Annotated in this window: 19 protein-coding genes and 1 tRNA gene; 11 read left to right on the forward strand and 9 right to left on the reverse strand. The window is 51.7% G+C overall.

The window, feature by feature from the left end; genetic code table 11:
• Window positions 1-376: amidase family protein (locus tag AACZ40_RS03960; protein ID WP_339673365.1), on the reverse strand; the 376-nt coding region annotated here is incomplete at its 3' end.
• Window positions 377-889: 513 nt separating this feature from the next.
• Between AACZ40_RS03960 and dnaX the strand changes: the two genes are divergently transcribed.
• The 4 genes from dnaX (at window position 890) to rpoN (ending at window position 5,310) form a co-directional block, all read left to right on the forward strand.
• The gene (dnaX, locus tag AACZ40_RS03965; protein ID WP_291172719.1) at window positions 890-2,683 is read left to right on the forward strand and encodes a DNA polymerase III subunit gamma/tau; all 1,794 of its coding nucleotides are present in this window, start codon (window positions 890-892) and stop codon (window positions 2,681-2,683) included.
• Window positions 2,684-2,685: 2 nt separating this feature from the next.
• Complete coding sequence (locus AACZ40_RS03970; RefSeq protein WP_291172717.1) at window positions 2,686-3,039, forward strand: YbaB/EbfC family nucleoid-associated protein; 354 nt, start codon at window positions 2,686-2,688, stop codon at window positions 3,037-3,039.
• Window positions 3,040-3,119: 80 nt separating this feature from the next.
• Window positions 3,120-3,746, forward strand: a complete 627-nt coding sequence (gene recR / locus AACZ40_RS03975; protein WP_291172715.1) for a recombination mediator RecR — start codon at window positions 3,120-3,122, stop codon at window positions 3,744-3,746.
• A 73-nt stretch (window positions 3,747-3,819) separates the two neighbouring features.
• Entirely contained in the window at window positions 3,820-5,310 is a 1,491-nt protein-coding gene (gene rpoN, locus AACZ40_RS03980; protein WP_291172712.1) for an RNA polymerase factor sigma-54, read from the forward strand.
• 6 nt (window positions 5,311-5,316) lie between these two features.
• On the opposite strand, the gene thiL is transcribed toward rpoN, so the two are convergent.
• The 3 genes from thiL to AACZ40_RS03995 form a co-directional block, all read right to left on the reverse strand.
• Entirely contained in the window at window positions 5,317-6,240 is a 924-nt protein-coding gene (gene thiL, locus AACZ40_RS03985) for a thiamine-phosphate kinase (protein ID WP_291172709.1), read from the reverse strand.
• A 273-nt stretch (window positions 6,241-6,513) separates the two neighbouring features.
• A complete protein-coding gene (locus tag AACZ40_RS03990) occupies window positions 6,514-7,773 on the reverse strand; it encodes a trypsin-like peptidase domain-containing protein (protein ID WP_291172707.1) in 1,260 nt (419 codons plus the stop codon).
• Between the two features lie 483 nt (window positions 7,774-8,256).
• Window positions 8,257-9,354, reverse strand: coding sequence for a tetratricopeptide repeat protein (locus tag AACZ40_RS03995; protein ID WP_291172704.1), 1,098 nt, complete (start codon window positions 9,352-9,354; stop codon window positions 8,257-8,259).
• A 416-nt stretch (window positions 9,355-9,770) separates the two neighbouring features.
• On the opposite strand from AACZ40_RS03995, the gene AACZ40_RS04000 reads away from it, so the two are divergent.
• Window positions 9,771-10,910, forward strand: a complete 1,140-nt coding sequence (locus AACZ40_RS04000) for a hypothetical protein (protein ID WP_291172702.1) — start codon at window positions 9,771-9,773, stop codon at window positions 10,908-10,910.
• 124 nt (window positions 10,911-11,034) lie between these two features.
• Window positions 11,035-12,135, forward strand: a complete 1,101-nt coding sequence (locus tag AACZ40_RS04005) for an acyl-CoA dehydrogenase family protein (RefSeq protein ID WP_291172699.1) — start codon at window positions 11,035-11,037, stop codon at window positions 12,133-12,135.
• A 22-nt stretch (window positions 12,136-12,157) separates the two neighbouring features.
• On the opposite strand, the gene AACZ40_RS04010 is transcribed toward AACZ40_RS04005, so the two are convergent.
• A complete protein-coding gene (locus AACZ40_RS04010; RefSeq protein WP_291172697.1) occupies window positions 12,158-13,813 on the reverse strand; it encodes a Na/Pi cotransporter family protein in 1,656 nt (551 codons plus the stop codon).
• A gap of 300 nt (window positions 13,814-14,113) precedes the next feature.
• On the opposite strand from AACZ40_RS04010, the gene AACZ40_RS04015 reads away from it, so the two are divergent.
• Window positions 14,114-14,187, forward strand: a tRNA-Arg gene (locus AACZ40_RS04015).
• A 27-nt stretch (window positions 14,188-14,214) separates the two neighbouring features.
• Here AACZ40_RS04015 and AACZ40_RS04020 read toward each other — a convergent pair.
• From AACZ40_RS04020 to AACZ40_RS04030, 3 genes are all read right to left on the reverse strand, one after another.
• A complete protein-coding gene (locus tag AACZ40_RS04020) occupies window positions 14,215-15,615 on the reverse strand; it encodes a DUF1501 domain-containing protein (RefSeq protein ID WP_291172694.1) in 1,401 nt (466 codons plus the stop codon).
• Window positions 15,616-15,985: 370 nt separating this feature from the next.
• A complete protein-coding gene (gene csrA, locus AACZ40_RS04025) occupies window positions 15,986-16,219 on the reverse strand; it encodes a carbon storage regulator CsrA (protein ID WP_291172691.1) in 234 nt (77 codons plus the stop codon).
• Window positions 16,220-16,405: 186 nt separating this feature from the next.
• The gene (locus tag AACZ40_RS04030; RefSeq protein WP_291172689.1) at window positions 16,406-16,657 is read right to left on the reverse strand and encodes a hypothetical protein; all 252 of its coding nucleotides are present in this window, start codon (window positions 16,655-16,657) and stop codon (window positions 16,406-16,408) included.
• 246 nt (window positions 16,658-16,903) lie between these two features.
• Here AACZ40_RS04030 and AACZ40_RS04035 point away from each other — a divergent pair, with 246 nt between their 5' ends.
• The 4 genes from AACZ40_RS04035 (at window position 16,904) to AACZ40_RS04050 (ending at window position 25,297) form a co-directional block, all read left to right on the forward strand.
• Complete coding sequence (locus AACZ40_RS04035; RefSeq protein WP_339673373.1) at window positions 16,904-19,159, forward strand: transglutaminase family protein; 2,256 nt, start codon at window positions 16,904-16,906, stop codon at window positions 19,157-19,159.
• A 336-nt stretch (window positions 19,160-19,495) separates the two neighbouring features.
• Window positions 19,496-20,422: a rhomboid family intramembrane serine protease gene (locus AACZ40_RS04040; RefSeq protein WP_291172683.1), complete on the forward strand. Its 927-nt coding sequence runs from the start codon at window positions 19,496-19,498 to the stop codon at window positions 20,420-20,422.
• A 181-nt stretch (window positions 20,423-20,603) separates the two neighbouring features.
• Entirely contained in the window at window positions 20,604-23,294 is a 2,691-nt protein-coding gene (locus tag AACZ40_RS04045; RefSeq protein WP_291172680.1) for a pitrilysin family protein, read from the forward strand.
• Window positions 23,295-23,566: 272 nt separating this feature from the next.
• Window positions 23,567-25,297 carry a divalent metal cation transporter gene (locus AACZ40_RS04050; RefSeq protein ID WP_291172677.1) on the forward strand — a complete coding sequence of 577 codons (1,731 nt, stop codon included), beginning with the start codon at window positions 23,567-23,569 and terminating at the stop codon, window positions 25,295-25,297.
• A 38-nt stretch (window positions 25,298-25,335) separates the two neighbouring features.
• On the opposite strand, the gene AACZ40_RS04055 is transcribed toward AACZ40_RS04050, so the two are convergent.
• A complete protein-coding gene (locus AACZ40_RS04055) occupies window positions 25,336-26,250 on the reverse strand; it encodes a glycosyltransferase family 2 protein (RefSeq protein WP_291172674.1) in 915 nt (304 codons plus the stop codon).
• Window positions 26,251-26,512: the final 262 nt, after the last annotated feature.

Genomic DNA, 26,512 nt, shown 5'->3' on the forward strand with positions numbered 1-26,512 from the left:
CGGTTTTGCCGGGGAAGATCGCCCCTTCCAGGCGCAGATTTTCTACGAGGGTGGCATCTTGGGACACAGGTGATTTGTCGCGGCTCTCCAATCCCCCCCGGGTGGGCATGCCTTTGACATCGATGATATCTTTGATGCCGATCGGAATGCCGTGTAAAGGTCCCCGCCAGCGACCCCGCTGCAGTTCCTGGTCCAGTAAGTCGGCACGTTCAAAGGCCGCCTCACGATCGAGGTATGCCCAGGCGTGAATGACGGGTTCTTTTTCCTCAATATTCTGAAAGCATTGTTCCAGCAATTCGCGACAGGTGAGTTCGCCGGCTTTGATCGCCTGCTGTGCGTCGGCAATCGTTCGGGGCGGTGTCTGGTACAGATTCATAATTCGTTTCTGATGCGTAGGAGTGGATTATCGCAGTATTTTATGATTTTCGGCGATTCAGTGCGGGAAATCAAATGGCAGTGGGTTGACGATCGCGAATTTAGCTCCATAATGCATGGTTCAGGCGTTGAATCGCCAGCTATCAGGGGGCGAAAAGCTGTCTCCGAGTATGGTGGGGTAGTCATTGACCGGGTCAGATCTTAACCGAAGCAGCCCACATTGGTTTATTCCAGGTGTACGAGGAGGCAGCTTTTCGCCCCTTTTTTCTTAGACTGTATCCAGTTTTACTGTAGCGTCTCCAGAGCCTTTAGGGCCGAGTATATTAGATTGCGAACGCTATGGTTCAATATGATACGCTCTATCAGTTCCTCATTCACGCCTTGATCGTAAATTGATTACCATCTCTCACTGGATAAACGGATGAGAGTCACTTATTGTAAGTGGCTGAGCAGTTAGTTGCTCTTCGTTTTCCGTTTCTTTGTCTCTTTCTGATTTCGATGTCTGAAAACAGGTATGTCCAGTAAATCGATACAGTATACGGTGTTGGCCCGCCGCTTCCGGCCTCAGAATTTTTCGGAAGTTGTCGGACAGGGAATGGTGGCCCAGGCACTGCAGAATGCCATCCGCGGCGACCGTGTCGCGCACGCTTATTTATTTACCGGTGCGCGGGGTGTGGGAAAAACATCAATGGCCCGCATTCTGGCCAAAGCGTTGAATTGCCCTCATACCCAGGATGGAATCCCTTGTGGCACGTGTGAAGTCTGCCAGAATATTTCTGTGGGCAGCGATGTCGACGTACTGGAAATCGATGGTGCTTCAAATCGCGGGATTGATGATATTCGTTCGTTGCGGGCGAATGTGAATGTCCGGTCCATGCGATCAAAATATAAGATCTACATCATTGACGAAGTTCACATGTTAACCAAGGAAGCGTTCAATGCCCTGTTGAAAACGCTTGAAGAGCCGCCTCCCAATGTGAAGTTCATCTTCTGTACGACCGAACCAAACAAGCTGCCCGATACAATTCTCTCCCGCTGCCAGCGATTCGATTTCGGGTACATTGAAGAGAACAGTATCTGTGATCGACTCAAACAGATTGCGGAAGCCGAACAGGTCAGCGTATCTGATGAGGCAATCCAACTGGTCGCGCGTCGCGCGGGTGGATCGATGCGGGACAGTCAATCTATTTTTGATCAACTGCTCTCGTTTGGCGAGTCCCATCTGACGGCGGAAAGTGTCCATCGGATCCTGGGGACCGCGAGTGATGAACGACTGATTCAACTCATAGACGCCTTGATTGAACAGCAGCGGGATGTGGCGCTGACCCACTTCGATGCGGCTCTGAACGCAGGCGTGCAGTTGAATGAGTTAGTCGATCAACTGCTGAATTATCTGCGGGATTTATCTGTTGTGGCAACGGGTGCCTCGCAGGTCACCCTGCTTTCGATCTCAGAAGGGAATCGGGCCAGTCTGCAGCGCCAGTCCGAGGCCTGGGGAATTCAAACCTGCCTGGCCGCGTTTCAGATTCTGAATGAAGCCCGTAACCGGATGTTTCGTGCCAGTCATGGTCGTGCCCTGGTGGAACTGGCATTGATACGGATGTCCCTGCTCGAGGATCTGGACCTGCTAAGCCAGTTTCTGTCATCAGGGGGACAGTTACCAGCTGCTCCGACCGCAGTGAGGCAGGCTTCACCCCGCCTCTCAGCTTCTGAGGTTTCACAACCAGTTTCTGAGGCACCAGCTACTCCCGTAGAGCGTCCTGAACAGCCGACTGATCAAAAAAAAATTGAAAAAAAAAATGAAATTCAATCGCCAGTAGCATCAGAACCCGTTGAAAATTCAGCTCCTGCAGCAGAAACAGTCCCGTTTCGAGCCGGAATGGAAAGTTTATTGTTGTCGCAACTTATTGAGAACACTAAGGATTTGTTAAAAGATTCCGTGAAAGGTGTGACGTCAATAGCAATTTCTGGGCCGAAACAGCTGGATTTACAATTCTCTAAGAGCTATAATTTCTCAAAGCAATACTGCGAACGGCCGGAAATGCTGGCCCGCCTCGAAAATTCACTGGAAAAGGTGACTGGAGAACGGATTAAAATTCGTTTGATTGTTCAGGAAGCCCCGACGGAACCCGAGGATGCAGCTGACAAACAAAACAGACCATCGGTTGCGCAACAGCGAGCGGAACAGCGTGAACTGGCCCCTGCTGCAGATGAATTTCTGCAGGAAGCCCTTTCCGTGTTTAATGCACAAAGTGTGAGAGTCGATGTTTTAAAAGTTCAGGCAGAAGAGAAAAAAGAGGATTCGTGACCATGTTCAAAGGACTGGGAAATATCGCCGGCATGATGAAGCAGTTTTCAGAAATGCAGGGCAAAATGACGGAGATGCAGGAAAAACTGGGGAAGCTTCGCTTTGAAGGCTCTGCCGGTGGCGGCATGGTCAATGTAGAAGCAAATGGCCAGCAGAAGATTCTGGGGGTCAAAATTGACCAGACTCTGCTGGAGAGCGGCGACCGCGAGATGCTGGAAGATCTGATCACGGCAGCGACCAATCAGGCATTGGACAAAGCGCGCGAAGGAGCTGCCGAACAGATGTCACAAATCACCGGTGGCATGAATATACCCGGTCTGGATGAAGCGCTTTCGAAATTCAACCCTAATTCCTGATCAGGCGTTTGAGGTCTTTCGATTCTGTCTCTGTCACGGATTGCAATCCGTCTGTTTCAAATTTTTTGAAGAGTCATTTTATGTCGCTACGTGGAAGAGAGAGTCAGTCTCATCCTTATGGTACCAGTGTGGGGCAACTGATTGATCAGTTTGCGACACTGCCTGGAATCGGTCGTAAATCTGCTGAGCGGCTTGCGCACTACATCCTGTCCATTCCGGAACCACAGGCCCGCCAGCTGGCAGATGCCATCAACGCCGTCAAGCAGTCGGTGCGTCCCTGTTCCGTCTGTTACAATCTTACCGAACAGGAAGTCTGTACCATCTGTTCCGATTCCCGGCGTGACAAGAAACTGGTCTGTGTGGTCGAGCAGCCCCGGGATGTAGTCTCGCTGGAAGCGACCAGTTCATTTCAAGGCGTTTATCACGTATTGCAGGGACGGATATCACCACTGGAAGGGATTGGACCGGATAACCTGACGATCAATGCCCTGATTCGACGCGTCAAACAGGATGGGGTCACCGAAATTATCATGGCGACCAATCCGACGCTGGAAGGTGATGGAACCGCACTTTATATCTCCAATCTGCTGGAACATGAAAATGTGGAAATCACCCGGCTTGCCCGCGGTATTGCCTCCGGGAGTGTGCTAGAGTTTGCTAATAAAGAGATGTTATCAGACGCGTTACAGGGACGGCAGAGATTTTGAAATCTCCCGTATTTCATTTGTTCCATTTAATATTTATTTGTAAGACAACAACGGATTTGGATTCGGATAATACATGCATCTGAATATTTCACAACAAATGAAACTGGGGCAGCAGATGAAGCTGGCTCCCCGGATGATCCAGTCCATGGAGATTCTGCAGCTCCCTTTACAGGCGCTGGAAGAACGCATTGATCAGGAGCTGGCAGAGAATGTCTGCCTGGAACGTATCAGCGACAACGAGAATACACCTGATACCGAGACGGAACAGATGCGGGAACAGGCCAACTCGGATTCCAACAGTCATGAAATTGACGAAAAGGAAATGGTTGCCGGCAGCGAGCAGAATAACGAGTCCGATTTTGAACGACTGCTGGAGATGGCCGAACAGTGGCCTGAAGACAATGTGACCTCGGCGACGAAACCTTCTTCCAATCGTATCAGCGATGATATCGAACGCAATAATGATGCGGTCGCCAATATTACCGAACGACAGCAGACGATCAACGAATACCTGGTTGAACAGTTTCATTACTTCAACTGCTCTCCGGAAATCAAAGAGTTTGGCGAATACCTGATTCAGAACCTGGACCATAATGGTCGCCTGCAAAGCTCCCTGCCCGAGATTGTGCAGGTGTATGGACATAAGATAACTCAGGAAGAAGCGGAAACCGCCCTGCATCTGATTCAAAAATGCGATCCGCCTGGCGTGGGAGCCCGGGACCTGCAGGAATGCCTGTTGTTGCAGTTGAAGCCAGATGCGCCCTATCGCGATGTGCTGGTGACTCTGATCACTTCCCACCTGGATGACTTGGGGCAGAATCGACTGCCTGTGATTCAACGCAAGACCGGCTATTCGATCGATATGATCAAGAACGCCATGTCGTACCTGCGGTATCTGGATCCGTTTCCCGGTCGGGGATTCGAATCAGAGCCCGTGCTCAAAGTGACGCCGGATGTGTTTGTGAAACTGGACAAAGACGGCAAATACGTGGTCGAGCTGGAAAACGAATACACGCCTCCCCTGCGTATCAGCCGGGGTTATGCCCAGATGCTGCGTAACAAAGCCGACGATCAGACCAAAGACTACATCAAAAAGAAAATCGACGCTGCCAAGTGGTTGATCGAAGCCATCGAACAGCGACACAGTACACTGAAACGGGTCGCCCAGGCGATTGTGGATTTCCAGACCGAGTTTCTGGATAACGGACCTGAGTTCATCGTCCCCTTAAAAATGCAGCAGATTGCCGACGTGGTCGGGGTCCACGTGACAACGGTTTCGCGTGCCGTCGATGACAAATGGATCCAGACTCCCCGCGGACTGTATCCCCTGAAACGCTTCTTTGGTGGTGGGACGAAAACCTCCGATGGTGAAGACGTCGCCTGGGGCATCATTCGCCTGAAACTCAAGGAAATCATTGATGGGGAAGATAAGAATAAGCCCCTCAGCGATGATGCCCTTGTGGACGCCTTGTCCCAGGAAGGCTATAACCTCGCCCGCAGAACGGTGACCAAGTATCGGAAAGCGATGAATATCCCGTCTTCCCGTCAGCGACGTGAATATTAACCAGACTCAGAGCTGATGCTGCCAGCCACTTCGTTTCAGGGAGATACGGGAGCCATCTTCCTGCAGCAGAAATGCCCCCTGCTCTGCTGTGATTTCACCCAGATGCGTCAACGCGATTGCGAGGGGATTCTGTTTCAGCAGTCGTTGTCCTTCGTCGGGTGAGACGGTAAACAGCAACTCGAAGTCCTCTCCGTCAGAGATCGCTTTCTGCAGACGCTCTGCAGAGGAAAGTTCCGTGGAGATGAGCGGGCTGATCGGAATCTGTTGCGACCGGATCACCGCACCCACGCCCGATTCTTTCAGAATATGCTGGAGATCCGAAGCCAGCCCGTCGCTCAGATCGATCATCGATTTGATGGTCACGGTTTCCCTCAGGGTGGCTGCTTCCCTGACGCGGGGTTGAAATGTCAGGTGATGCGAACCGAGGCTTCCCCCCAGCGCGCCTGTCACGAAGATCCAGTCGCCTGGCTGAGCGCCAGAGCGTTTTACGGAATGTGACTGTGCAGCGGTGCCGAGGATGGCGACATTGATCACCAGCGGGCCGTCCCAACTGTTCGTGTCACCGCCGGCGAGTTGTGTCTCAAATTCTGCTGCAAGTTGCATGACGCCCTGCATCACTGATTTAGCAAATTCGGAACCCCGTGATCGAGGCAATGCCAGACTGACGAGTGCCGAATGAGGGGTGCCCCCCATGGCTGCCAGATCACTCAGATTGACGGCCAGGGCTTTGCGACCGGCCAGTTCGGGTGTGGCGGGAGGAAATGTGAAATGTGTCCCCTCCATCAGCATGTCAGTCGCCAGTAACAGTTCTGAATTCGCCGATGGCTGCAGTATTGCCGTATCATCGCCGATTCCCAGCAGGTCTGAATGCGACGTGCCCCCCTGTGAACGAATCCATTCAATGAGTTCAAATTCGTGAAATGCAGTCATAATGATACGGTCTGAGGCAATGATGTCTTTGGGCTTGAAAGACGTACAACGCCTTCCTGTCAACAGCCTATCATAACAGTTTCTGCTCTCGGCCTGCGAGTGTGCTCAATCTGGTTTTATGACGCTGGCAGGATCTGAGCGCTGTTGGTCTCAGCACTGTTAATAAAAGAACCCGACACTCGTGGAAAGAGTGCCGGGTTTGATGGATCAGTATGAACTGATTGATGGATCTATTATAAACTATGGTTCTCTCAATACCGGCCTGACAAGACTTTACGGCGAACTCGTCAGGTTGAGCGGCAGATGACCATAGAGGGTTTCATTCTTGCGGAGAATATAAAACTTCAGTGGGTTGAAGCTGGGGAGCTTCGAGTTGCTTAAGACATAAGAAACGTTGCTGAGGTTAACGGTTTCCCAGATATGCAGTCCGACGAGAATGTCGCCGCGACGCATGCCGTTCATGGCTGCCGGACTCTGGGGACGCACTTCTTCGATCAGCATGCCCCCCTCGTAACGGGGATTGAGCAGATGCTTTTGGGTTTCAGGAACTTTGCTGATGCGGATTCCCAGGACTTCCCAGGTCTTTTCAAGTGTGGGGTCGTTCGAGATCTCATTATTCTGTGCCCGTACGATGGGAGCACTGACTGGTGTGGTCCGCACAACCGAACCGCTGTCGGCCAGCGTGATCTGCACGGTCTGTGTTTTTTCTTCCCGGCGGATTAACAGGTCAATCGTATCACCGGGCTTGTGTCCCATGAAAGCACGTTCCAGGTCAACACGATCCACAACGTTGACGGAACCGGCCTTCATGACGATGTCATCTTTCTTGAGACCGGACTTTTCAGCGGGGCTGTCTTTGGCTGGTTCGCCGAGTACCAGCATCTGTTTGTCGCCCTGTTTAATGTCGTTAGCCAGGATACCATGGTAGGTGTGATCCAGGAATTCTGTGCTGATCAGGTCGGCAATAATTTTGCGGGCATCATCAATGGGAATGGCAAAGCCGATTCTCTGGGCACCGGCACGAATCGCCACGTTAATCCCCACAACTTCGCCATCAAGGTTCAGCAGCGGACCACCACTGTTACCGGGATTGATACTGGCGTCGGTCTGAATCAGATTTTTATAAGATTGTTTTTCGTTGACTTCAACGTCCCGCGACAGTGAGCTGATGATGCCGGAGGTGACGGTGTGTTCGTATCCAAACGCGTTGCCGACCGCGATCACGGTTTCGCCCAGCATCAGGTCCGAAGAGGTTCCCGGAGGCATTACCGTCAGTTTTTTGTTGGGATCAATCTTGATGATCGCCAGATCCTCACTCTGATTGGACGAAATCACCCGCGCATTATAGGTGCTGCCATCCAGCATCGTGACGCGCAACGAATCGACTCCATCAACCACATGGTGGTTCGTGACGATGTATCCACGGGGGTCCACGACGATACCGGTTCCCATCCCATTGACTTTGCGGTTTTTTCCAGAACCGAAAAGCGAGTCTTCTGAACGGGCCGTTTTCTCACTGTGAATGTTAACCACAGAAGTCTTGGCACGTTCAATAGCGCGAACAAGGGGTGTTTTCCGTATGTCGGAAGCAACACTGTTCTCACAAAATGCCACTGATCCTGTTACAATCAGAACAGCGCACATGGTGAGTTTAATAAAGCACTTAATCATTCGGTGGCTCAGTTCATCGAGGTGGCGGTGCGATTGCTCGCGAGTCCTAGTTCCATCTACCGACCGGAGGCGATCCATCAATGCTCCGTAGAACTGCATATCGGAATGATTTAATAAGCGCCTTAATCATGAACAGAGTCTGTGGAATAGTTTACCTAGTTCACAACCCACCACTCTAGGCAATCCATGCCGGTTAAGCGGTCTGTAGTTTCGATAAAATATCGCAGAGATGGGAAAATGTCTCATGCCCACAGGGGGCAGAGTCTCTGGATGTGGCGAGATTCAACCAGATATACGTAAGTGGAGCGACTGTAGGCTCCTGCGATCTGAATCTTGAGATCGATTTCATTTATTTACGATTTTATCGAGTTTCTTTTTTAACACTTTTTTCTGCTCAGCCGGCGCTTTCTCGATTGCCTGAGTGAGAGTATGGGATGCTTTGTCCAGATGCTGATCTGCCTGATACGCAGTCGCCAGCGTGTCCAGTAGATTCCAGTCATCGAAACGGGGCAATTCACACGCCTTCCGGGCATGTTTGACTGCCAGAACCGGGTTTTGAAATTTTGTGTCAGAGCAGGTTGCATATAACCAGGCGATATCGTTATGGGCCACCGCTGAAGCAGGGTTAAGCTCCAGTGCTCTCTGGTAATCTTTGATTGCGGATTCAAACTCGGACTGCTGTTCCCAGATGGCAGCACGATTGCTGAATACTTCGGATACGAAGTTGTTGGCCTTGATTGCCTGGTTGAAATCCTGCAATGCCTGATCGAACTGATTTAATTCCCGATGGGTGATTCCCCGGGCATTCAAAGCGGCCACCATATGAGGCTCCTGTTGGATCGCTTTTGTCAGATCATCCACTGCAGAGTCCAGCTGTTTCTGTTCCAGTCTGATCAGACCGCGTATGTAGTACGCGTTGGCATCTTTCGTACTCAGTTGAATGGCGTGGTTCAGATCAGCGAGCGCCAGATCATACTCCCGCTGCAGCCGCCGGATATTTCCCCGATTGACATAAATGGGGGCGTTCTCCGGTTTGAGCTCCAGTGAGGCCGCAAAGTCCGACAGTGCCGCGGGATAATTCTTCAGGACCTGTTGAGCGATTCCTCTTAAATGATAACGCTCGGCGGTCGGCTCGGTTTCAATAAACTGATCAAGAACAGAAATCAGATCCTCCGCTGATTTCAGTTCTGCTGCTTTAATCCAGCCCCCCTGCAAAGGAATCCAGAGCCATTCCTGGTTCCGCTGAGTCGCGACCAGCACTTCTCCCGGGTTCAACTGACGTAAGACTCCACTGCCGGTCTTCAGCTCCGCCCCTTGTGTCGCCACGATCATAGTCTCGGAAAAGATCTCTGGCTGCCCGCAATATGTGTACTTAAGACCATACGGACTGATCACCAGAAGCAGAGTCAGCTTGTACAGAATGAATTTTAAGGTTGTGTTCATAGATGCTTGCCTAATATTGACTTAACTATTCAATCCAGAGAATTGTTAGTTTTTTGATATAATTAGTATAATTCGTAGAATTCCTATATTAACATGTTATTCTATAGCAATGTTCGACTCTTTCCCAAACTAAAGGGAATGAGAAAACAGAGATTATTCATTTTTTCGCATCATGAATATCAAAACAATATGAGCCAGACAACATGAGCCAGATAACATGAAAGGGGAGAATCGTGAAACCAATGCTTAAGTTACTTTGTGCTGTGGGAGCCATCATGATGATGACATCGGCAGCCCAGGCAGGAAAGTGTCATTCACAGCAGTGTTGCGTGAGTGCAGCACCTTGTGTAAGCGGCTGTAATCCATGCGCGACCGTCGCATGTAAACCGGCATGCAGGACTGTGGAACGAACTGTAATGGTTCCCGAAATGGTCACCGAAGTCCGTAAGGTCAACTGCACTGCCTATCGCACCGAAACGCGGCAGCGGGATGTGACGATTTATGAAAAAGTTCCAGAGATCAGAGAGGTCAATCATACTTATACCGTGATGGTCCCCGAGGTCCGGACCCGCGAAGAAAAGTATGTGGTCTGCAAGCCGGTCTGGCAGACGTCCCAAAAGACGTACACGGTCAATGTGCCTTACTATGAAACACAGACCGGAGTCCGTCAGGTTGAGAAAACATTCTGGAAAGATGTGGAGCAGCAGTATACGGTCAATGTCCCCTATACCGAAAAACGGACTGCCACCCGCCAGGTTCAGAAAGTGGTCATGAAGGACGTGGTTCAGGAATATACAGTGAATGAGCCTTACACAGTCAAGCGAGAAGGCACGCGGACTGTGATGAAATGCGTTCCCGTCAAACAGTACCGCACTGTCTGTGAAGATCAGGGGCACTGGGAAGACCGTCCGATCGAAACAGCGTGCCCTGCTCCTGTCTGTGGTGGTTGTGGAACTTGTGGTGACTGCTGCCAGCCAGCCTGTGTTCCCGTCTGCACACAACGCGTCTGGGTTCCTAAAATCGTGCAGAAGCAGGTCGAGTACACCGCCTATCGTCAGGAATGCGTGCAGGTACCCTTTACCTATGAGGTTCAACTTTGCAAGCCGGTCACTAAAACCAGAACCGTTCAGGTCTGTGAAACCGTGTGTGTGCCGGAAAAATACACATACGATATCCAGCTCTGTAAGCAGGAAGTAAGGACCCGTATGGTTAAAGTCTGTGAGGTGAAATGCGTGCCTCAGGAATTTACTTACCAGGTTCAGAAGTGCCGACAGGAAACACGAACCTGTGATGTGAAAGTCTGCTCGTTCGTCAAAGAGGAAAAATCACGACTGGTAAACTATACGGTCTGTGTACCTCAGCAGAAATCCTGCACACGAAAAGTGACCGTTTTCAAATGCGTGCCTCAAGTTGTGCAGCAGGCCTATACGGTTTGTGTGCCTTACACAGTACAGAAAGAAGTTCAGGTTCAGGTCTGCCGACAGGTGGCAAAGAAAATCGCCGTACAGGTACCTGACTGTGCTCCCTGTCCCACAGATTGCACTACCTGCAATTAACATGGAATCAGTCTGAATCGGTTTCAATCAGATGAGAATCAGCCTCATACTTTCGGGTATGAGGCTTTTTTAATAGACTGGATGGCAGAACACTTTCCGGACGATTCCAGCAACGAGAAGACTGATGACTGATTCCGCTTTGAATTCTAACCGACCCGAACGATTTGATGACGAGTTTGACCGTCTGCTTCAGACGATCTCGAAACTGTCTGAAAACGGTGATTCCGAGACGGCATGGCCTGCGGCAGCCTGGGAGGCAATCAGGCAGGCAGGAGTTCTGGGCTGGAACGTACCGCTGGAATTCGGCGGGGCCGATCTGAATCCTGTGGAGATGACGTTCGGCTATATCAGACTTGCCGAGGCCTGTCTGACCACCACTTTCGTTCTGACCCAGTTCAATGCGGCCTGTCAGCGGATCAACTGGTCGCAGGACCAGGAGTTGAAAACCAGGGTCTTCAAGGAACTGGCAGCGGGCGAGAAATTTGCCACCGTCGGGATTTCTCACCTCACGACATCGCGTCAGCACTTAAGCAAACCATCGGTGACCGCAGAGCGAGTACCAGCGGGCTGGAAGCTGGACGGCTTTGTGCCCTGGGTGACCGGAGCAGTCCATGCCGATTACATCGTTACCGGTGGCGTGTGTGAAGAGGGAAGCCAGATCCTGGCACTGGTTCAGACCGATCAGGAGGGAGTCGCCCCGCAGCCGCCCATTGAAATGTTATCGATGACGGGTTCTCAAACCGGTGCCGTGAAGCTCAACCAGGTCATCGTGCCAGATCAGTGTCTCATCGCGGGCCCGGTAGAGAACGTGATGAAACGGCCCGACGGCCAGGGAGGCGCCAGATCTCTGACGACATCAGCACTCGCGCTGGGAGTTGCCGGCAGAGCAATAGCGAAACTCGGTGAAGAAGCAGCGAAGCGTCCCGACCTGCTGGAGATATACCAGCCGTTCAATACTGAATGTGAAGGCATCTGCGCTGAAATGTTTGCAACCCTGAAAGCCGGAACTTTGAACGGCGGATTTTCCGAAAATATTCGCGGGCAGTCGAATTCGCTGGTTCTGCGTGCTTCCCAGGCACTGCTGGCTGCGGTCAAGGGAGCCGGTTTTGTCAAAGGGCATCCCGCTGAGCGCGCCATTCGCGAGGCGATGTTTTTCCTGGTTTGGTCCTGCCCGCAACCGGTGGTGCATGCCAACATGAAAGAGTTTGCCTGCGTACTCGATTAAGCTTAAGCAGACTCGCGTTCTGCTATTTTTCGCCGGCGAGTGCTTCCGCCAGATTAATCACATGATCCCGCACGCGACGCAGGGCATTTAATGTCGACGTGTACGAGACATTGATATAAGGATCCACCTTTTCAGCTGACAGGTACTCCAGGTGTTCGCGCTGCAGTGTTTTGACCTTGTGTTTGATTTCTGTTCCGGAGCGAATCGTAGCAGAAACCACATCGGTGTGAGACTGCTGGTAAGCGGTCGTCACATGGTTCAACTGCTTTTCAACCATCGTGAGCAGATCCAGCAGTGAATTATTATGGGCGTCATCAAAGACCCTGCCCTGCTTGTTTAATTTGAGCCTGAATTTGGCAATCCGCTGCAGGTAGTCACTGATCGATTCGTATTCATCCGCCATGCGCAACTGGCAACGTCCTTTGGAAATGACTTCCTGTGTCAGATCCATGGCCAGCAGATGGGTGATGTAGCTGGTCACTTCATCCTGCATCCGATCCAGATCTTCTTCATACTGAAACAATTTCTCAACATCTTCCGGTTCGGGTTTCTCTCGCGACAGGATCCGGTATAGGATCTGGGCCATTTCATCACACATCACTCCCATTTTAATCACGACTCCCCGTGACTGATCAATGGCCAGCGCCGGCGTTTCCAGGATGCGGATATCCAGACTTTGCAGATGGGAGATTTCCTGAGGCTGATCTTTGACGAGCCGTGTTAATAACGTGGCAATGATTCCGGAAAACGGCAGGAATACAATCGTATTGACAATGTTGAATACCGAGTGAGTGGCTGCAATCGCCAGGGGCGCGTTGGAGTAGATGGTTTCCCCATTCACCACGGCTGTCTGGGTCACATCGACATCAATGATCCAGGGGATGAAACGGACGTACCAGAAGAAGATCGTCGAAATCCAGATGACACCTGTAATATTAAACAGAAAGTGGAAATAAGCGGCACGGCGGGCATTGGTCGTGGTGCCGATGGAAGCCAGTAGCGCAGTGACGGTGGTGCCGATATTTTCTCCGAGAACCAGGGCAGCAGCCGTTTCAAAGGGGATCAAACCGGTTGTCGCCAGGGAGATCGTAATCCCCAGCGTGGCAGATGAAGATTGCACCAGTACCGTCAATATGCAGCCCACCAGCATGCACTGGTAGAGTCCGATAAATGTGTTAGCCTGGAACTGCAGAAACCAGGTCTTGAATTCGGGCATATCTTTGAGAAATGCACAGGCATCTTTCATGAGATCCAGCCCGAAAAAGACCATACCCACCCCCATGATGGCTAACGCGGTGTAGCGCAGTTTTTCATTTCTGGAAAACAGGTAAACAAACGCGGAAACCCCCAGAATGGGCAGACCATACTTGCCGATTTTCAGCACGAGAATCCAGCCTGTCACCGTGGTCCCGACGTTCGCACCCATGATCACACCGATGGCCTGGGTCAGCGACATCAGGCCCCCGTTCACGAAGCCGACGGTCATGACGGTGGTCACAGAACTGGACTGAACCAGTACAGTGACCAGGAACCCGACGAGTGTTGCCAGGATCCGGTTATTGGTGACAGCACCGATCAGCCGCCGCAAACCGGCTCCTGCAATCGATTGAAGCCCCTGGGACATGTATTTCATTCCCAGGAGGAAGATCCCCAGACCTCCGATGAGGGTGGTCGTCATTTCAAACATTTTGTCTTTGAACCTATCGTGTTGGTAATTACCCCAAAGAACAGGAATGGGGGTGTCTGGCAGGTGTTCATCTGAATTGATTGTTGTTAAGATTGTGCTTATTTATTATGAAGATTTGGTGATTTTACAAGGCTCTGAGCGGACTGTCTTTCAAGACAGAACTAAAATTATGACGCTGGTCCTTGTGCGTGGGAGTCTCTGACGGTAAATCAGTTCATAGGCTGGTCTGAGACCGGTTCACGCGAAAATAGAGAGAAAACAGGGAAACCTGTTCAGGTGTCAGAGAAATGAGCCCCCGTAGCTCAATTGGATAGAGTGCTGGCTTCCGAAGCCAGAGGTTGCTGGTTCGAGCCCAGCCGGGGGTATTTTCGAAACAAGAGATACTACAAGTTTCAGATCAGTTCCCTGATCGGTGCGCCGTGTGGCAATATAGGCATGGGGCGGCCGCTGAGGTCGAGGAACTCGTGGTTCTGGTCGATGCCCAGGAAATGGTAGACGGTTGCCAGCAGATCGTTGGGATCGAGCTTGTTATCTTTGGCGTATTCCCCCTTGGCGGTCGTTGAGCCGATTACCTGTCCCATGGGAGCACCACCCCCGGAGACCAGGACCGACATCGCACCCGGCCAGTGGTCGCGGCCCGGTTGCATGACTTTGCTTTTCGTTCCCGGCTGTACGGTGATGCGGGGCGTGCGACCGAATTCACCCGAGACGACCAGCAGCACTTTTTTATCCAGGCCACGGGCGTAAATATCTTCAATCAATGCAGAGACAGCCCGGTCGAACGGCGGCATCCGCACACCCAGGTCGTAATACAGGTCGCCGTTGATCGCGTGGATATCCCAGTTGCCATGGATGCGGTTTTTCTCGGTGCCGGGGATGTCTGGATTGTTCATATACATGGTGACGAAGCTGGTGCCCGCTTCGACCAGACGTCGTGCCAGCAGGGCGCGCTGGCCCCATTTGTGTCTGCCATAGCGATCGCGGGTGGCGTCGCTCTCCTGTGACAGATCAAAAGCTTTGCGGGCTTTGTCACTGGTGAGCATACCCAGTGCCTGCTCGTTGATGCTGTCGAGCGCTGCCATCGAACCATGCAGGTCGACGTCTCTACGGAAGTTGTCAAACGATTGCAGCAGACTCAGCCGGTCATCGAGTCGATCTTTGACACTGTTGGAAACCGAGAGGTTGGGCACGGTATAGCCCGGGGCACCCGGATTGCCGCCGACAACAAAAGGCATCGCAGATTCTCCCAGGTAAGCGCTGCCACCACCATACGCGCGGGCAGAACTGGCAACGTAGTTGGGTACACCCACGCGACGCTGTTCGCGCATTTTGGCGACAATCGGTCCGACCGTGGGAAATTCCGAGATCGGATTGACGCTCTGTGTTTTACGACCGCTCAGGAAACGGACCGAGCCGCGGGCGTGTTGTGAATCTTCATGCGAGATCGAACGAATGATCGAAAATTTGTCCGCGACTTTGGCGTGCAGCGGGAGCAGTTCGCAGATTTCCATGCCGGGAGCCCGGGTCGAGATGGGATTGAGCTGCCCGCGGTAATCGCTGGGGGCATTCGGTTTCATGTCATACGTTTCCATGTGACTGGGCCCGCCCAGCAGCCAGATGAAAATTACGGCGGTATCTTCCCGGTTCCCTGCCTGGGGATTGAGCGAATTGGCCAGCACGCGCTGCCGCAGCAGGTCGGCGAGCCCCAGCCCTCCCAGCGCCATGTAACCGGCTTCCAGAAAACTGCGTCGTGACATCGGTCCGGGACAGTAAATGGAACGGTCAGCACTCATGGAGTTACCTCTGGCATGCAGAAACAGGCAGGAAAATCAGAGTACTACCGGGAGATCCCGGGAAAGTACATAAGCAGGAATTACGCAGGATTGTTAAGTTGCGATTCTAGCCGGGCGGCTGGATACACACAAGCGGAAATTGATGCGTCTGGGGTTTCCGGCTGATTTTCTGCACTGGTTCCTTCCCTGCAGGCGCGCATACTGGGCCTGTCAGGGAGTCCTGCTGGTTTTCAGGAGTTCATTCAGAGTAGTCAGTCGGTTTAGTAACCGTGGCGGGACGTCAGGAGAGTGCGGGGGTGGGGTTCCGTCCGGACAGGGGCAGGAAAGCGCGGGAGCGCTTCCTCCAGCTGTCCAATTTTCTGGAACCAATTCAGGAAATCGTGCCACAAAAAGCGAGAGAAAACTGTGAGTTTCCACGCGCTGATTCCTGGTTGGATATTTCCTGGGTCACCGTTTGCTTAGCCTGCTCGGGGCGGGAAATCTGAATCTCCCGGGGAGCAGCGATGCCGATGCGGACGGCTCCTTTTCTGTTATCCAGAATCGTGATCTGGATGTTGTCTCCAATTTGAATGGTTTCGTTGATTTTGCGGGATAAGACCAACATTAGTAGACTCCTTCTAATCAATGTGGAAGAGTAGTGTGTGTAGAACAATCGTGTAGATTGCCTGTTGTGGGGCTGGAAACGGTTCGATTTTACAATCGTGGGGTCGTTCCGCTTGTTACCGAAATTCTGTCAGGTTCGGTAGGTAGAATCAGGCAACCAAGGGCATTAATGAGTCAGTTATTCAACTCAATTCAGCAGTAATTTGCTGTCGCGTCTCTCAATGTAACCAGGCGCTCGCACCTCCAGCGGCGAGCATGCGGCCGGCACCTGCCGGGCAAGTAGTTGATTGCTGGCGCGAAATTTAGCTCTTCCTCTTTTTTTATGCAATACCATTTTTGACAATTTTACAAAATTATGTGTTTCATCAGTAGGATGTCCCGTCTCCTGATTTTGTGATTTAAGCGAAAGTGTAGTCTGGATAAGACTTTCAGTACGCATCGAATCTGAGACTTCTTTTGCATTCTCTGGTCGGGGGAAATACAATATCACCAGCAACCACGCCAGCCTGAGCGCTTTCGACTACTGCCTGACTGCATCCATGAGTTCCTTGCCGCAGAGAACTCTCTGCATGTATCCAGTAGATTCGGATCCAGGCGGACAGAATTCCTTTTAGACGGGAAGCATGAAATGATCGATTGTCAGAGAAAAAATGCAAGGTTTCATTGCAGGCAGGGGACATTCACTGTGTCTGGTTTGATTCTGCTTTTGTTAATGTCGCCAGTGGCTTCAGCAGGCTTTGACTCTGACGAACCGATCGAAGCCCGTCGTCCTGACATCCCTGTCGCGGCAACCGGTTCAATGCTGGCTGCTGAGGATCTCGCGGAACAGGCGAAGTCCTCTGTTGTTGCCGTTTCCTATGCGGGCCGCGATGGTCAGCAGGCGGGACTGGGAACCGGTTTTGTGATCAGCGCTGATGGTCTGATTGCGACGAACCTGCACGTGATTGGTGAAGCACGACCGATATCGGTGCAGTTTACTGACGGAAAGAAATACGACGTCAAAGAGGTCTATGCAACGGATCGACAGATGGATCTGGCTGTGCTCAAGGTGGAAGCGAAAGATTTGTCTCCGTTACCCCTGGCGAAACCCGGTTCCCTGAAGCAGGGAGCAGAAGTCATCGCGCTGGGTAATCCTCAGGGGTTACGTTACAGTGTAGTGAAAGGGGTGAATTCGGGAACCCGTGAAATTGATGGGAAGCCCATGATTCAACTGGCGATTCCGATTGAGCCGGGAAACAGTGGCGGCCCGGTTCTGGATGCGCAGGGACATGTCCAGGGAATTGTGACTTTGAAATCTGCCGTCACACGGAATCTGGGTTACGCAGTGAATATCAGCGCTCTCAAGGGGTTGCTGGAAAAACCGAACCCGGTGCCCATGAACCGCTGGTTGACTATCGGAACGCTCGACGAGCGGCACTGGAAACCGCTGTTCGGCTCGCGCTGGCGACAGCGTGCCGGTCGCATCATGGTAGAAGGATTCGGATCTGGCCTGGGCAGTCGTTCGCTGTGCGTTTCCCAGGAAGACCTGCCCGAACTTCCTTATGAAATTGCCGTCGAAGTCAAACTGGATGACGAGTCCGGCGCAGCGGGGCTGATCTTTTATTCGGATGAAAATACAAAGCATTACGGTTTCTATCCGAGTAACGAGAGTTTACGGATCAGTCGCTTTGATGGTTCGGATGTGTTTTTGTGGCGGGTGATTGAGGAAAAGAAATCCAACTCGTATCGTGCAGGGGAATGGAATCAGCTCAAAGTCCGCTTGGAGACGGACCGCATTCTCTGTTATGTGAATGATGAGCAGGTTTTCGAAGTCAGGGATCAGCGCTATACCCAGGGAAAAGCGGGGTTGGCCAAGTTCAGAGACACGGTGGCATCCTTTCGGGGATTTCAGGTAGCCCGCGATATTCCCCCCTACCGCCCTTCCAGGGAAACCGCACAGAAGATACTTGATCTGACTGAAGACCTGCGCGTAGATCGACCGCCACATGCTGCCCTGATTGAAGAGGTTGTCAAAGAAACGGATGAGAAGCGGGCACAACAGGCATTGCAGGAACGGGCTCGTTTACTCCAGAAGCAGGCCGAACGTCTGCAGCAGTTAGCCCAGTCGATCCACGAACGTGCCGTACGCGATGATCTGGAGCAGCTGTTCGAAAAGCAGAAAGAAGCAGACATCGACTTACTGACAGCCGCCCTGCTGGTGGCGAGGCTGGACAATGCGGAAGTGGAAGTGAAAACCTATCTCAACCAGGTCGCTGCCATGACAAATGAAATTCAGAAAATGCTGCCCGCCGAGGCGACCCCGAAAGCAAAACTCAAAGCACTCAATGATTACCTGTTTCGCGAAACCGGATTTCATGGAAGCCGCACGAATTACTACAGCCGTTCCAACAGTTATATCAATGAGACGATCGAAGATCGTGAGGGACTGCCGATTACACTGGCAATCCTGTATATGGAACTTGGACGACGGTTGGGCCTCGACATCGAAGGCGTGGGATTACCGGGGCATTTTGTGGTCCGTGTCAATTCGACTTCTGAAAAGGGGGAACTGGTTGATGTCTTCGAAGGAGGCGAAGTGGTGAGCGAGGAAGCCGCTCGGGCAATTGTTGTCTCTGCGAACAGTGGCCGCTTTGATGAAGAATTTCTCAAGGCCCAACCGAAAAAAGAAATCATTAAACGCATGCTGAGGAATCTGCTGAACCTGGCGCGAGATGATGAAGACGTCCAGGCAATGCTGCGGTATGTCGAGACGATGATTGCCATTGATGAAGATCTGCTGCAGGAACGCTGGTTACGGGCCGTCTTACGTTATCAGACAGGACGAATTTCCGAAGCGATGGCTGATGCCGATTTCCTGCTGGAAAAATCTCCAGAAGGGTTTGATCTGCGCCGCATCCACGAGTTTCGTGATTATCTGGAGACAGTAAAACAGTCTGAATAAGCAGAACGGCTGATTTGATTTGAGCGGTACGATCAGAGACGAGCTGGCTCAGACATGCTCTCTGCCGGCCGGTGTTGTCGGTCGAAATTAGTTTGCTTTCTGCTGACTGTCCGGCTGCGAACCCATTTTCGCAACCGTGGTACTATGGCATTCGTGATAATTATTCCTATACTCAACTGTTCATAAACCGTAATCGGATCAGGCAACGTTACAAAAAATCGGTTCAAATACTTTTATCTGCATCAGCACGGGATTAATTGTTCCCCACCTTTCGGGAACAATCTGGATTCAGGATGAAGCCGGTCTTGTGCACATCAGGCATGGATTGAAAATAGCATGAGAAAAATCGGTTCCCTTCCCAACGGGCAGCAGGCAAAACGGTTCGAAGACTATCTGCTGACGACAGGTGTGGAAATCAAGGTGGAACAGTCCGACGATCAATGTTCGATCTGGGTCTACGATGAAGATCAGATCGAACCCGCCAAACGGGAATTGCAGGAATTTTCTACAAATCCTGATGCCGAAAAATATCAGGACGCAACCCGGCAGGCAGACGCGATTCGTGAGTCGAAAATCAAAAAGGCAGCGGACACCGCCCGCAAACAGGTCAATGTCCGCGAGACCTGGAATCAGCCTTTCACCAGTCGCTGTCCGGTGACAGCGATGCTGATTGGTGTCTCTGTGGTTGTCTATCTATTTATGCAGACAAATGAGTATGGAGAACAGATCAGGCAGGCTTTGAGTATCAGCTCCTTTCAAACATCAGGTAACATGATCCGCTACAGCCCTTATCTTCTGGATATTCGCGAGGGTGAAGTCTGGAGACTGGTGACACCGATTTTTATTCATTTTCGTGGCTCTTGGGGACTACCTCTGCATTTGTTATTTAACTGTTTTATGACATATCAACTGGGTGGTGCGATTGAAATGAATCGCGGCAGTACCAAACTGGTATTACTTGTATTGCTGGCAGCGATTCCATCTAATCTGGCTCAGTTTTACTGGTCGGGGCCGTCGTTTGGAGGTCTGTCAGGCGTGGTCTATGGAATGTTCGGTTATATGTGGATGAAAAGCCAGTTTGACCCGCAGTCTTCTTTTAATATTCCTCCCAACATGGTCGTGATTCTGATTGGCTGGTTTTTTCTCTGTATGACGGGCGTCATGGGGCCTGTTGCCAACCTGGCGCATGCCGGGGGACTTGGAATGGGAATGCTGATTGGTGTCGGCATGACATTTTTAAAGCAGCCGGGCAAATCGAAATGAACTCGGGGAATTCTCGGAGTCAGTGATTGTTGCCCCTTCGGGAATCGCCTATAATTCGGACAATGAATTGAAGATGCTGTTGAGTAAAGGACTGACAAAATTGCTGACCCTCTCTAGTGGAGCGAAATATCGGATGATGAATCGACAAAAATGGAGTTTAACCGCAGGGGTACTTTTCGTAATGAGCTTTGCTTCCCAATCATTTCTGACAGCCGCTGATGCCCCTCCCCCACCAGAAAAAATCCGGACCGTAGAAGGCATTACCGAGTATTCCCTGGCGAACGGCATGAAAGTACTGCTGTTCCCCGATGCGTCCAGTCCCAAGGTGACCGTGAATCTGACATTGCTGGTCGGCTCGCGACATGAAGGTTACGGCGAAACCGGGATGGCGCACCTGCTGGAGCACATGTTGTTCAAGGGGACGCCTACCCATCAGAATGTTCCCAAGGAACTGCAGGCCCGCGGTGCCCAGTTTAACGGAACCACCTGGTATGACCGGACCAATTATTATGAAACATTGCCAGCCACCGAGGATAACCTGGAATTCGCGCTGAAGCTGGAAGCCGATCGCATGATGAATAGTTATGTGAAAGCCGAAGATCTGGCCTCTGAAATGACAGTGGTTCGTAATGAATTTGAGCGGGGAGAAAACAGTCCTTCCCGGATGCTGATGCAGAAGGTGATGTCCTCCGCGTTTGAATGGCATAACTACGGAAAATCGACCATTGGTAACCGGGCTGATATCGAACGGGTGCCCATAGACCGCCTGAAAAGCTTTTACAAAAAATATTATCAGCCCGATAACGCGGTTTTAATTGTTGCCGGAAAATTTGATACTGACGAAGCATTAGAACTGATCAACAAGTATTTTGGTACCATTCCCCGGCCCGAACGCAAACTGGATCAGACCTATACCGAAGAACCTCCGCAGGAAGGTGAACGCATCGTGACGCTGCGGCGGATTGGTGAAGTTCCCGTGGTGGGAGTCGTCTATCATATTCCGGCAGCTGCCCACAAAGACATGGCTGCCATTGACGTGCTGGAATCCACCCTCACTGATGATCCTTCCGGTGTCCTGTACCAGGCACTCGTGAAGACCAAAAAAGCATCCAGTGTGTCCGGTTCTCTGTTTGCCTTACATGATCCCGGTGTGCTGCGACTGATGGTAGAAGTCATCAAAGGCAATGATCCCCAGGTCATTCTGGGAATCATGTTTGATACGCTGCAGACCGTCAGGGAAAAAGGGATTTCCGCCGAAGACGTGACCCGCGCCAAAGAAAAACTGCTGAAGCAGTACGAGCAGGCCGAGAATAACAGCTCGCGGCTGGCTGTGGAGCTATCAGAATGGGTCGCGATGGGAGACTGGCGTCTGCGCTTCCTGTATCGGGATGCGCTGGAAAAAGTGACTCCGGAAGATGTCAAACGCGTGGCAGATGAATACCTGAGAGAAAACAACCGGACGGTGGGAATTTTTGTTCCCGTTGAAGAAAGTCAGAAAGTCACGATTCCGCAGATCGATGATATTGCGAAAATGATTGGTGACTACCAGGGACGTGAAACGGTTGCATTGGGGGAAGATTTTGATGTCTCGCCCGAGAATATCAATAAACGTACTACTGTCAAAGCACTCGCCAGTGGTGTGAAGGTGGCGATGCTCTCCAAAAAGACGCGCGGTGAAGAGGTCAATCTGAACATGACGCTCCGCTACGGGACTCTGGAAAGCCTGCAGGGCAAAAAGACGGCCTGTGAATTTCTGCCCGCGGTCATGAAGCGAGGCACAAAAAACAGGACGCGTCAAGAGATTGAGGACGAACTGAATAAGCTGCGTGCCCAGTTGAGTGTTTCCGGTTCACCCGGCGAAATCAATATCGCGATCAAAACCCGCAGCGAGAGTCTTTCCAAAGTATTAAGCATCCTCAAGGAAATTCTCCGCGAGCCGACCTTGCCGGAAAACGAACTGGATGTGCTGAAATCGCAGCAGATCGCGACCCTGGAAAAACAGAAAACCGACCCCCAGTCACGGGCCATTCTGTCAGTGCGAAGTCAACTTCGACCCTACCCGGAGTCAGATCCGCGGTATGTGCCGACGATTGAACAGGAAATTGAACGGATCAAAGCGTTATCACAGAGTGATCTGCAGTTGCTGTATGAAAACTTTATCGGCGGCTCGACAGGAGAAATCGCCGTCGTGGGTGACTTCTCTGAAGACGAAGTGTATGCCCAACTGGGATCCATGCTGGATGACTGGAAGTCCCCCGCGCCTTACAGTCATATTCCTGCAGAGCCGCATGCGATTCCCGGAAATCTGACGGAAATCATTATTCCCGACAAAGCAAATGCGTTCTACTTTGGCGGCCTGACGTTTCCCATGAACAGCAGTTCTCCCGACTATCCGGATCTGATTGTCGCTGGCTCGGTGCTGGGATCCAGTGGGCTTTCCTCACGGCTGGGAGATCGTGTCCGACAGAAAGAAGGCCTGGCGTATGGCGTCGGGGCAATGATTCATGCGGATGCCGTTGACTCCCGTGGTTCGATTTCCCTGTATGCCAGCTGTAATCCTGACAACATGGAAAAAGTGGAAACGGCCATCAAGGAAGAACTGGCCTTGCTGATTGAAAAAGGGATCACAAAAGAAGAACTGGTCAATGCTCAGAAAGGCTACCTCGAACAGCAGGAAGTCTCCCGCACCAGCGATGCTTCTCTGGCATCCATTCTGACAACCAACCTGTTTGCTGAGCGGGATATGACTTACTATTCCGAACTGGAAACCAAAATCAACGCGGTGACTGCGGAAGCTGCCCAGCAGGCTTTCGCAAAGTATATCGATCCAGCGAAACTGATCATTACCGTTTCAGGAAGCCTGAAACAATAGTCGATTCCAGCAATGCAAGCCCTTCGGACAATCAATGTCCGGAGGGCATCGCTGGTCTGCCTGCCTGATGAGCTCCTTCGGCTCTTCTTCGTTGCTGTTGTGTGTATACACTATCGTCGTCACACCGCGTTTCAGAGATTGCTAAACTCGCTCGTCGATCAATCAACGTTGCTTGATTCTCGACTGATAACTGGTTACCTTGGTCCTTTCGACATACTGAGTAAAGTATTCTTAAGTAACTTAAATAAACCTTGGTATAGCAAGAGTTTGCAATGACAGACGAAGCAGCAAATTCACGGATTGAACAAGACCGTCAACTGATTCTGGACGCGAAGGCAAGAGGAACCGGTGCGAAGGTACTGGCTTATACAAAGCTTTCGGGCCCGGGCTGGTTACAGAGTGCCATTACGCTGGGAGGCGGCTCCTTAGCGGGCGGCCTCTATCTGGGGATTCTTTCCGGCTACCACCTGATGTGGTTGCAGCCTGTGGCGATGATTATGGGCGTCATCATGCTCAGTGCGATTGGCTATGTCGCTTTATCAACCAAAGAACGCCCGTTTGCTTCGATCAACACCCATATCAGCCCGGTCCTGGGCTGGGGCTGGGCGATTGCCACTCTGATGGCCAACCTCGTGTGGTGTATGCCTCAATATGCTCTAGGGACGGCTGCATTACAGCAGAACCTCGCACCGGAAATGATGGCTGGTGAAAGCGGGAAAGCGATGGCAGTCGGTTTGCTGTTTGTGATTTCTGCCGTCGTGATCTGGTTTTATGATTCCGGCGGATGGGGTATCAAGCTGTTCGAAGCCATTCTGAAAATTCTGGTTGGTATCGTAGTGCTCTGTTTCTTTGGTGTGGTCGCCAAAATGAGCATTTCGACGAATGATCTGGACTGGGCTAAAATTCTGGCTGGTTATATTCCGAACTTCAGCATGTTTGCGAATCCCTCACCAGAGTTTTCCGAAGTGCTTTCTCAGGCCGGTGGCTATGCCGATTACTGGAAAAACCTGATTGTCGGGAATCAGCAGAAAGTGATGATCACCGCAGCCGCGACTGCTGTCGGAATTAATATGACCTTCCTGCTGCCCTACTCCATGCGAGCGAAAGGCTGGGATAAGGATTTTCGTGGCCTGGCAATGTTTGACCTCTCGACAGGTTTATTCGTACCTTTTGTGCTGGCTACCAGTTGCGTTGTGATCGCAGCCGCCTCTCAATTTCATGCTAAGCCTGCAGCCGGCCTGTTGGGTGAAAAAAATGCAGAAGGCCAGGTAATTCAGGCAGATCCTGGTCTGTTGGGCCAGTATCACAAACTGCTGGATGCCCGTATTAAAACCGAAGTGCCCGCGTCAGAATGGAACGAATTGACGAGTGACCCGAGTGCCCTGGAACAGAAGCGGGCGGAACTGCCTCTTCCGGAACGTAAACTGGCAGCAATGCTGGTCAACCGGGACGCCTTTCAGCTGGCATCGTCTTTAACACCACTGGCCGGTGCGACCGTATCCCAGCTGGTTTTTGGTCTGGGTGTCGTCGCCATGGCGATCTCAACGATTATCATTCTGATGCTCATCAACGGCTTTGTGTTCTGTGAAATGCTGGGAGTGGCACCGCGCGGGATGTACCATCGCATTGGCTGTTTCATGCCGGCATTGACTGGTATGACAGGCGCGTATCTCTGGAAAGGTGAAGCCAAAGCCTGGTTAGCCGTCCCGACGTCCATGTTCGGCATGGTCTTGCTGCCAATCGCGTATGCGACCTTCTTCTTTATGATGAACTCCCCGAAAATTCTGGGCGATCGGATGCCCAGCGGAGGCAAACGTGTGGCTTGGAACCTGGCGATGGGGATTTCGACTTTGCTGGCGACCTTTGGCTGCCTGTGGAGTATCAAATCCAGTGATTACGCAGCGTATGGATTTATCGCGCTGGGGGCCTTCATCGGACTGGCTGTCATCGTGCATTTCGCACGCGGGAATGCAAATTCAACGCCGCCCGCTGCGGATGAGTGAATTCAGAGGTAGAAGTGCCGGGCAATTGTAGTGGAATTCTATTGCAGTTTGACCCGGTTCTCTGCGTCCTGGTCATTTTTTCTGGTGAAGAAAATTTTTGAAGGGCGAATTCGCAGTCGTTGTGCCCAGAAGCGAGCCAGCACTGCCAGCGTACCCATGCCATATTTCACGCAGCGTTTGAAACTGATGCTGGAGGATTCGGGAAAGTAGCGGACGGGAACGGGAATATCGCCGACCCGGAATTGAAAGTAGACTGCCTGGGCGAGTAGCTGGCTGTCAAAGACGAAGTCATTCGAGTTGTGTTCAAAGGGAATCGTTTCCAGAACCTCTCTGCGATAGGCGCGAAACCCACTGTGAAAGTCACCCAGGTTTGGTCCGAGCGCGATATTCTCGGTGATGGTCAGCAGTCGATTGGCCAGGTATTTCCAGCCAGGCATTCCGCCGGCCAGCGCTTCCTGGCGGGTCCGGATGCGGGAGCCCATGACAACGTCGCAGATCCCCAGCCTTAAAAGTTGGATGGCAATACCCACGACGCGGCTGTCGTACTGATAATCGGGGTGCAGCATGACGACATATTCTGCGCCATGTTCCAGCGCATACTGATAACAGGTCTTCTGGTTTCCCCCATAACCGCGATTTTCTTTATGCTTGATGACCGTCAGGCCGTGCTGCAGAGCCAGATCAACAGTTCCATCCGTACTGCCATCGTCGACGAGGATAATTTCGTCAACCACATCTGCAGGCAGATCGGCCAGTGTTTTTTCCAGCGTACCTGCTGCATTATAAGCGGGCATCACCACGATGGTCTTCCCTTGCGGAAAGCAGCTGCGTTCGATTTCAGCCAACAGGTGTTCCCTGTTCTGGAACTGCGACATGATCTCGGCGCTGTCTGGCGCCATGACGGGAACGGATGAAATCGTTTCCGATTCTGAAATTGACAGTGGTACCTGCACGTGTCTCTCCGGGTGTTTCGACATCAAAATATATGCGCAATGGGTCGCGCGTTATCCGAAGCAAGCTTAGCTTAAATTCAGAAGCCATGTGTGATCATTATCAGGGGGAGACGTCATGCGTCCATCTGAAGTATCGCGTGGACTGACTGAGCCGGTTGTACTGAAATTAGGGACTGGGCTGGCAATTGATGTTGCAGAGAAACAACATTTCCGGCAAAGCATGTGCAATTTCCTGTGAGCAACCTATGTTAAAAGCAGGTCG

It is taken from the genome of uncultured Gimesia sp. (assembly GCF_963972345.1).
Lineage (GTDB): Bacteria > Planctomycetota > Planctomycetia > Planctomycetales > Planctomycetaceae > Gimesia.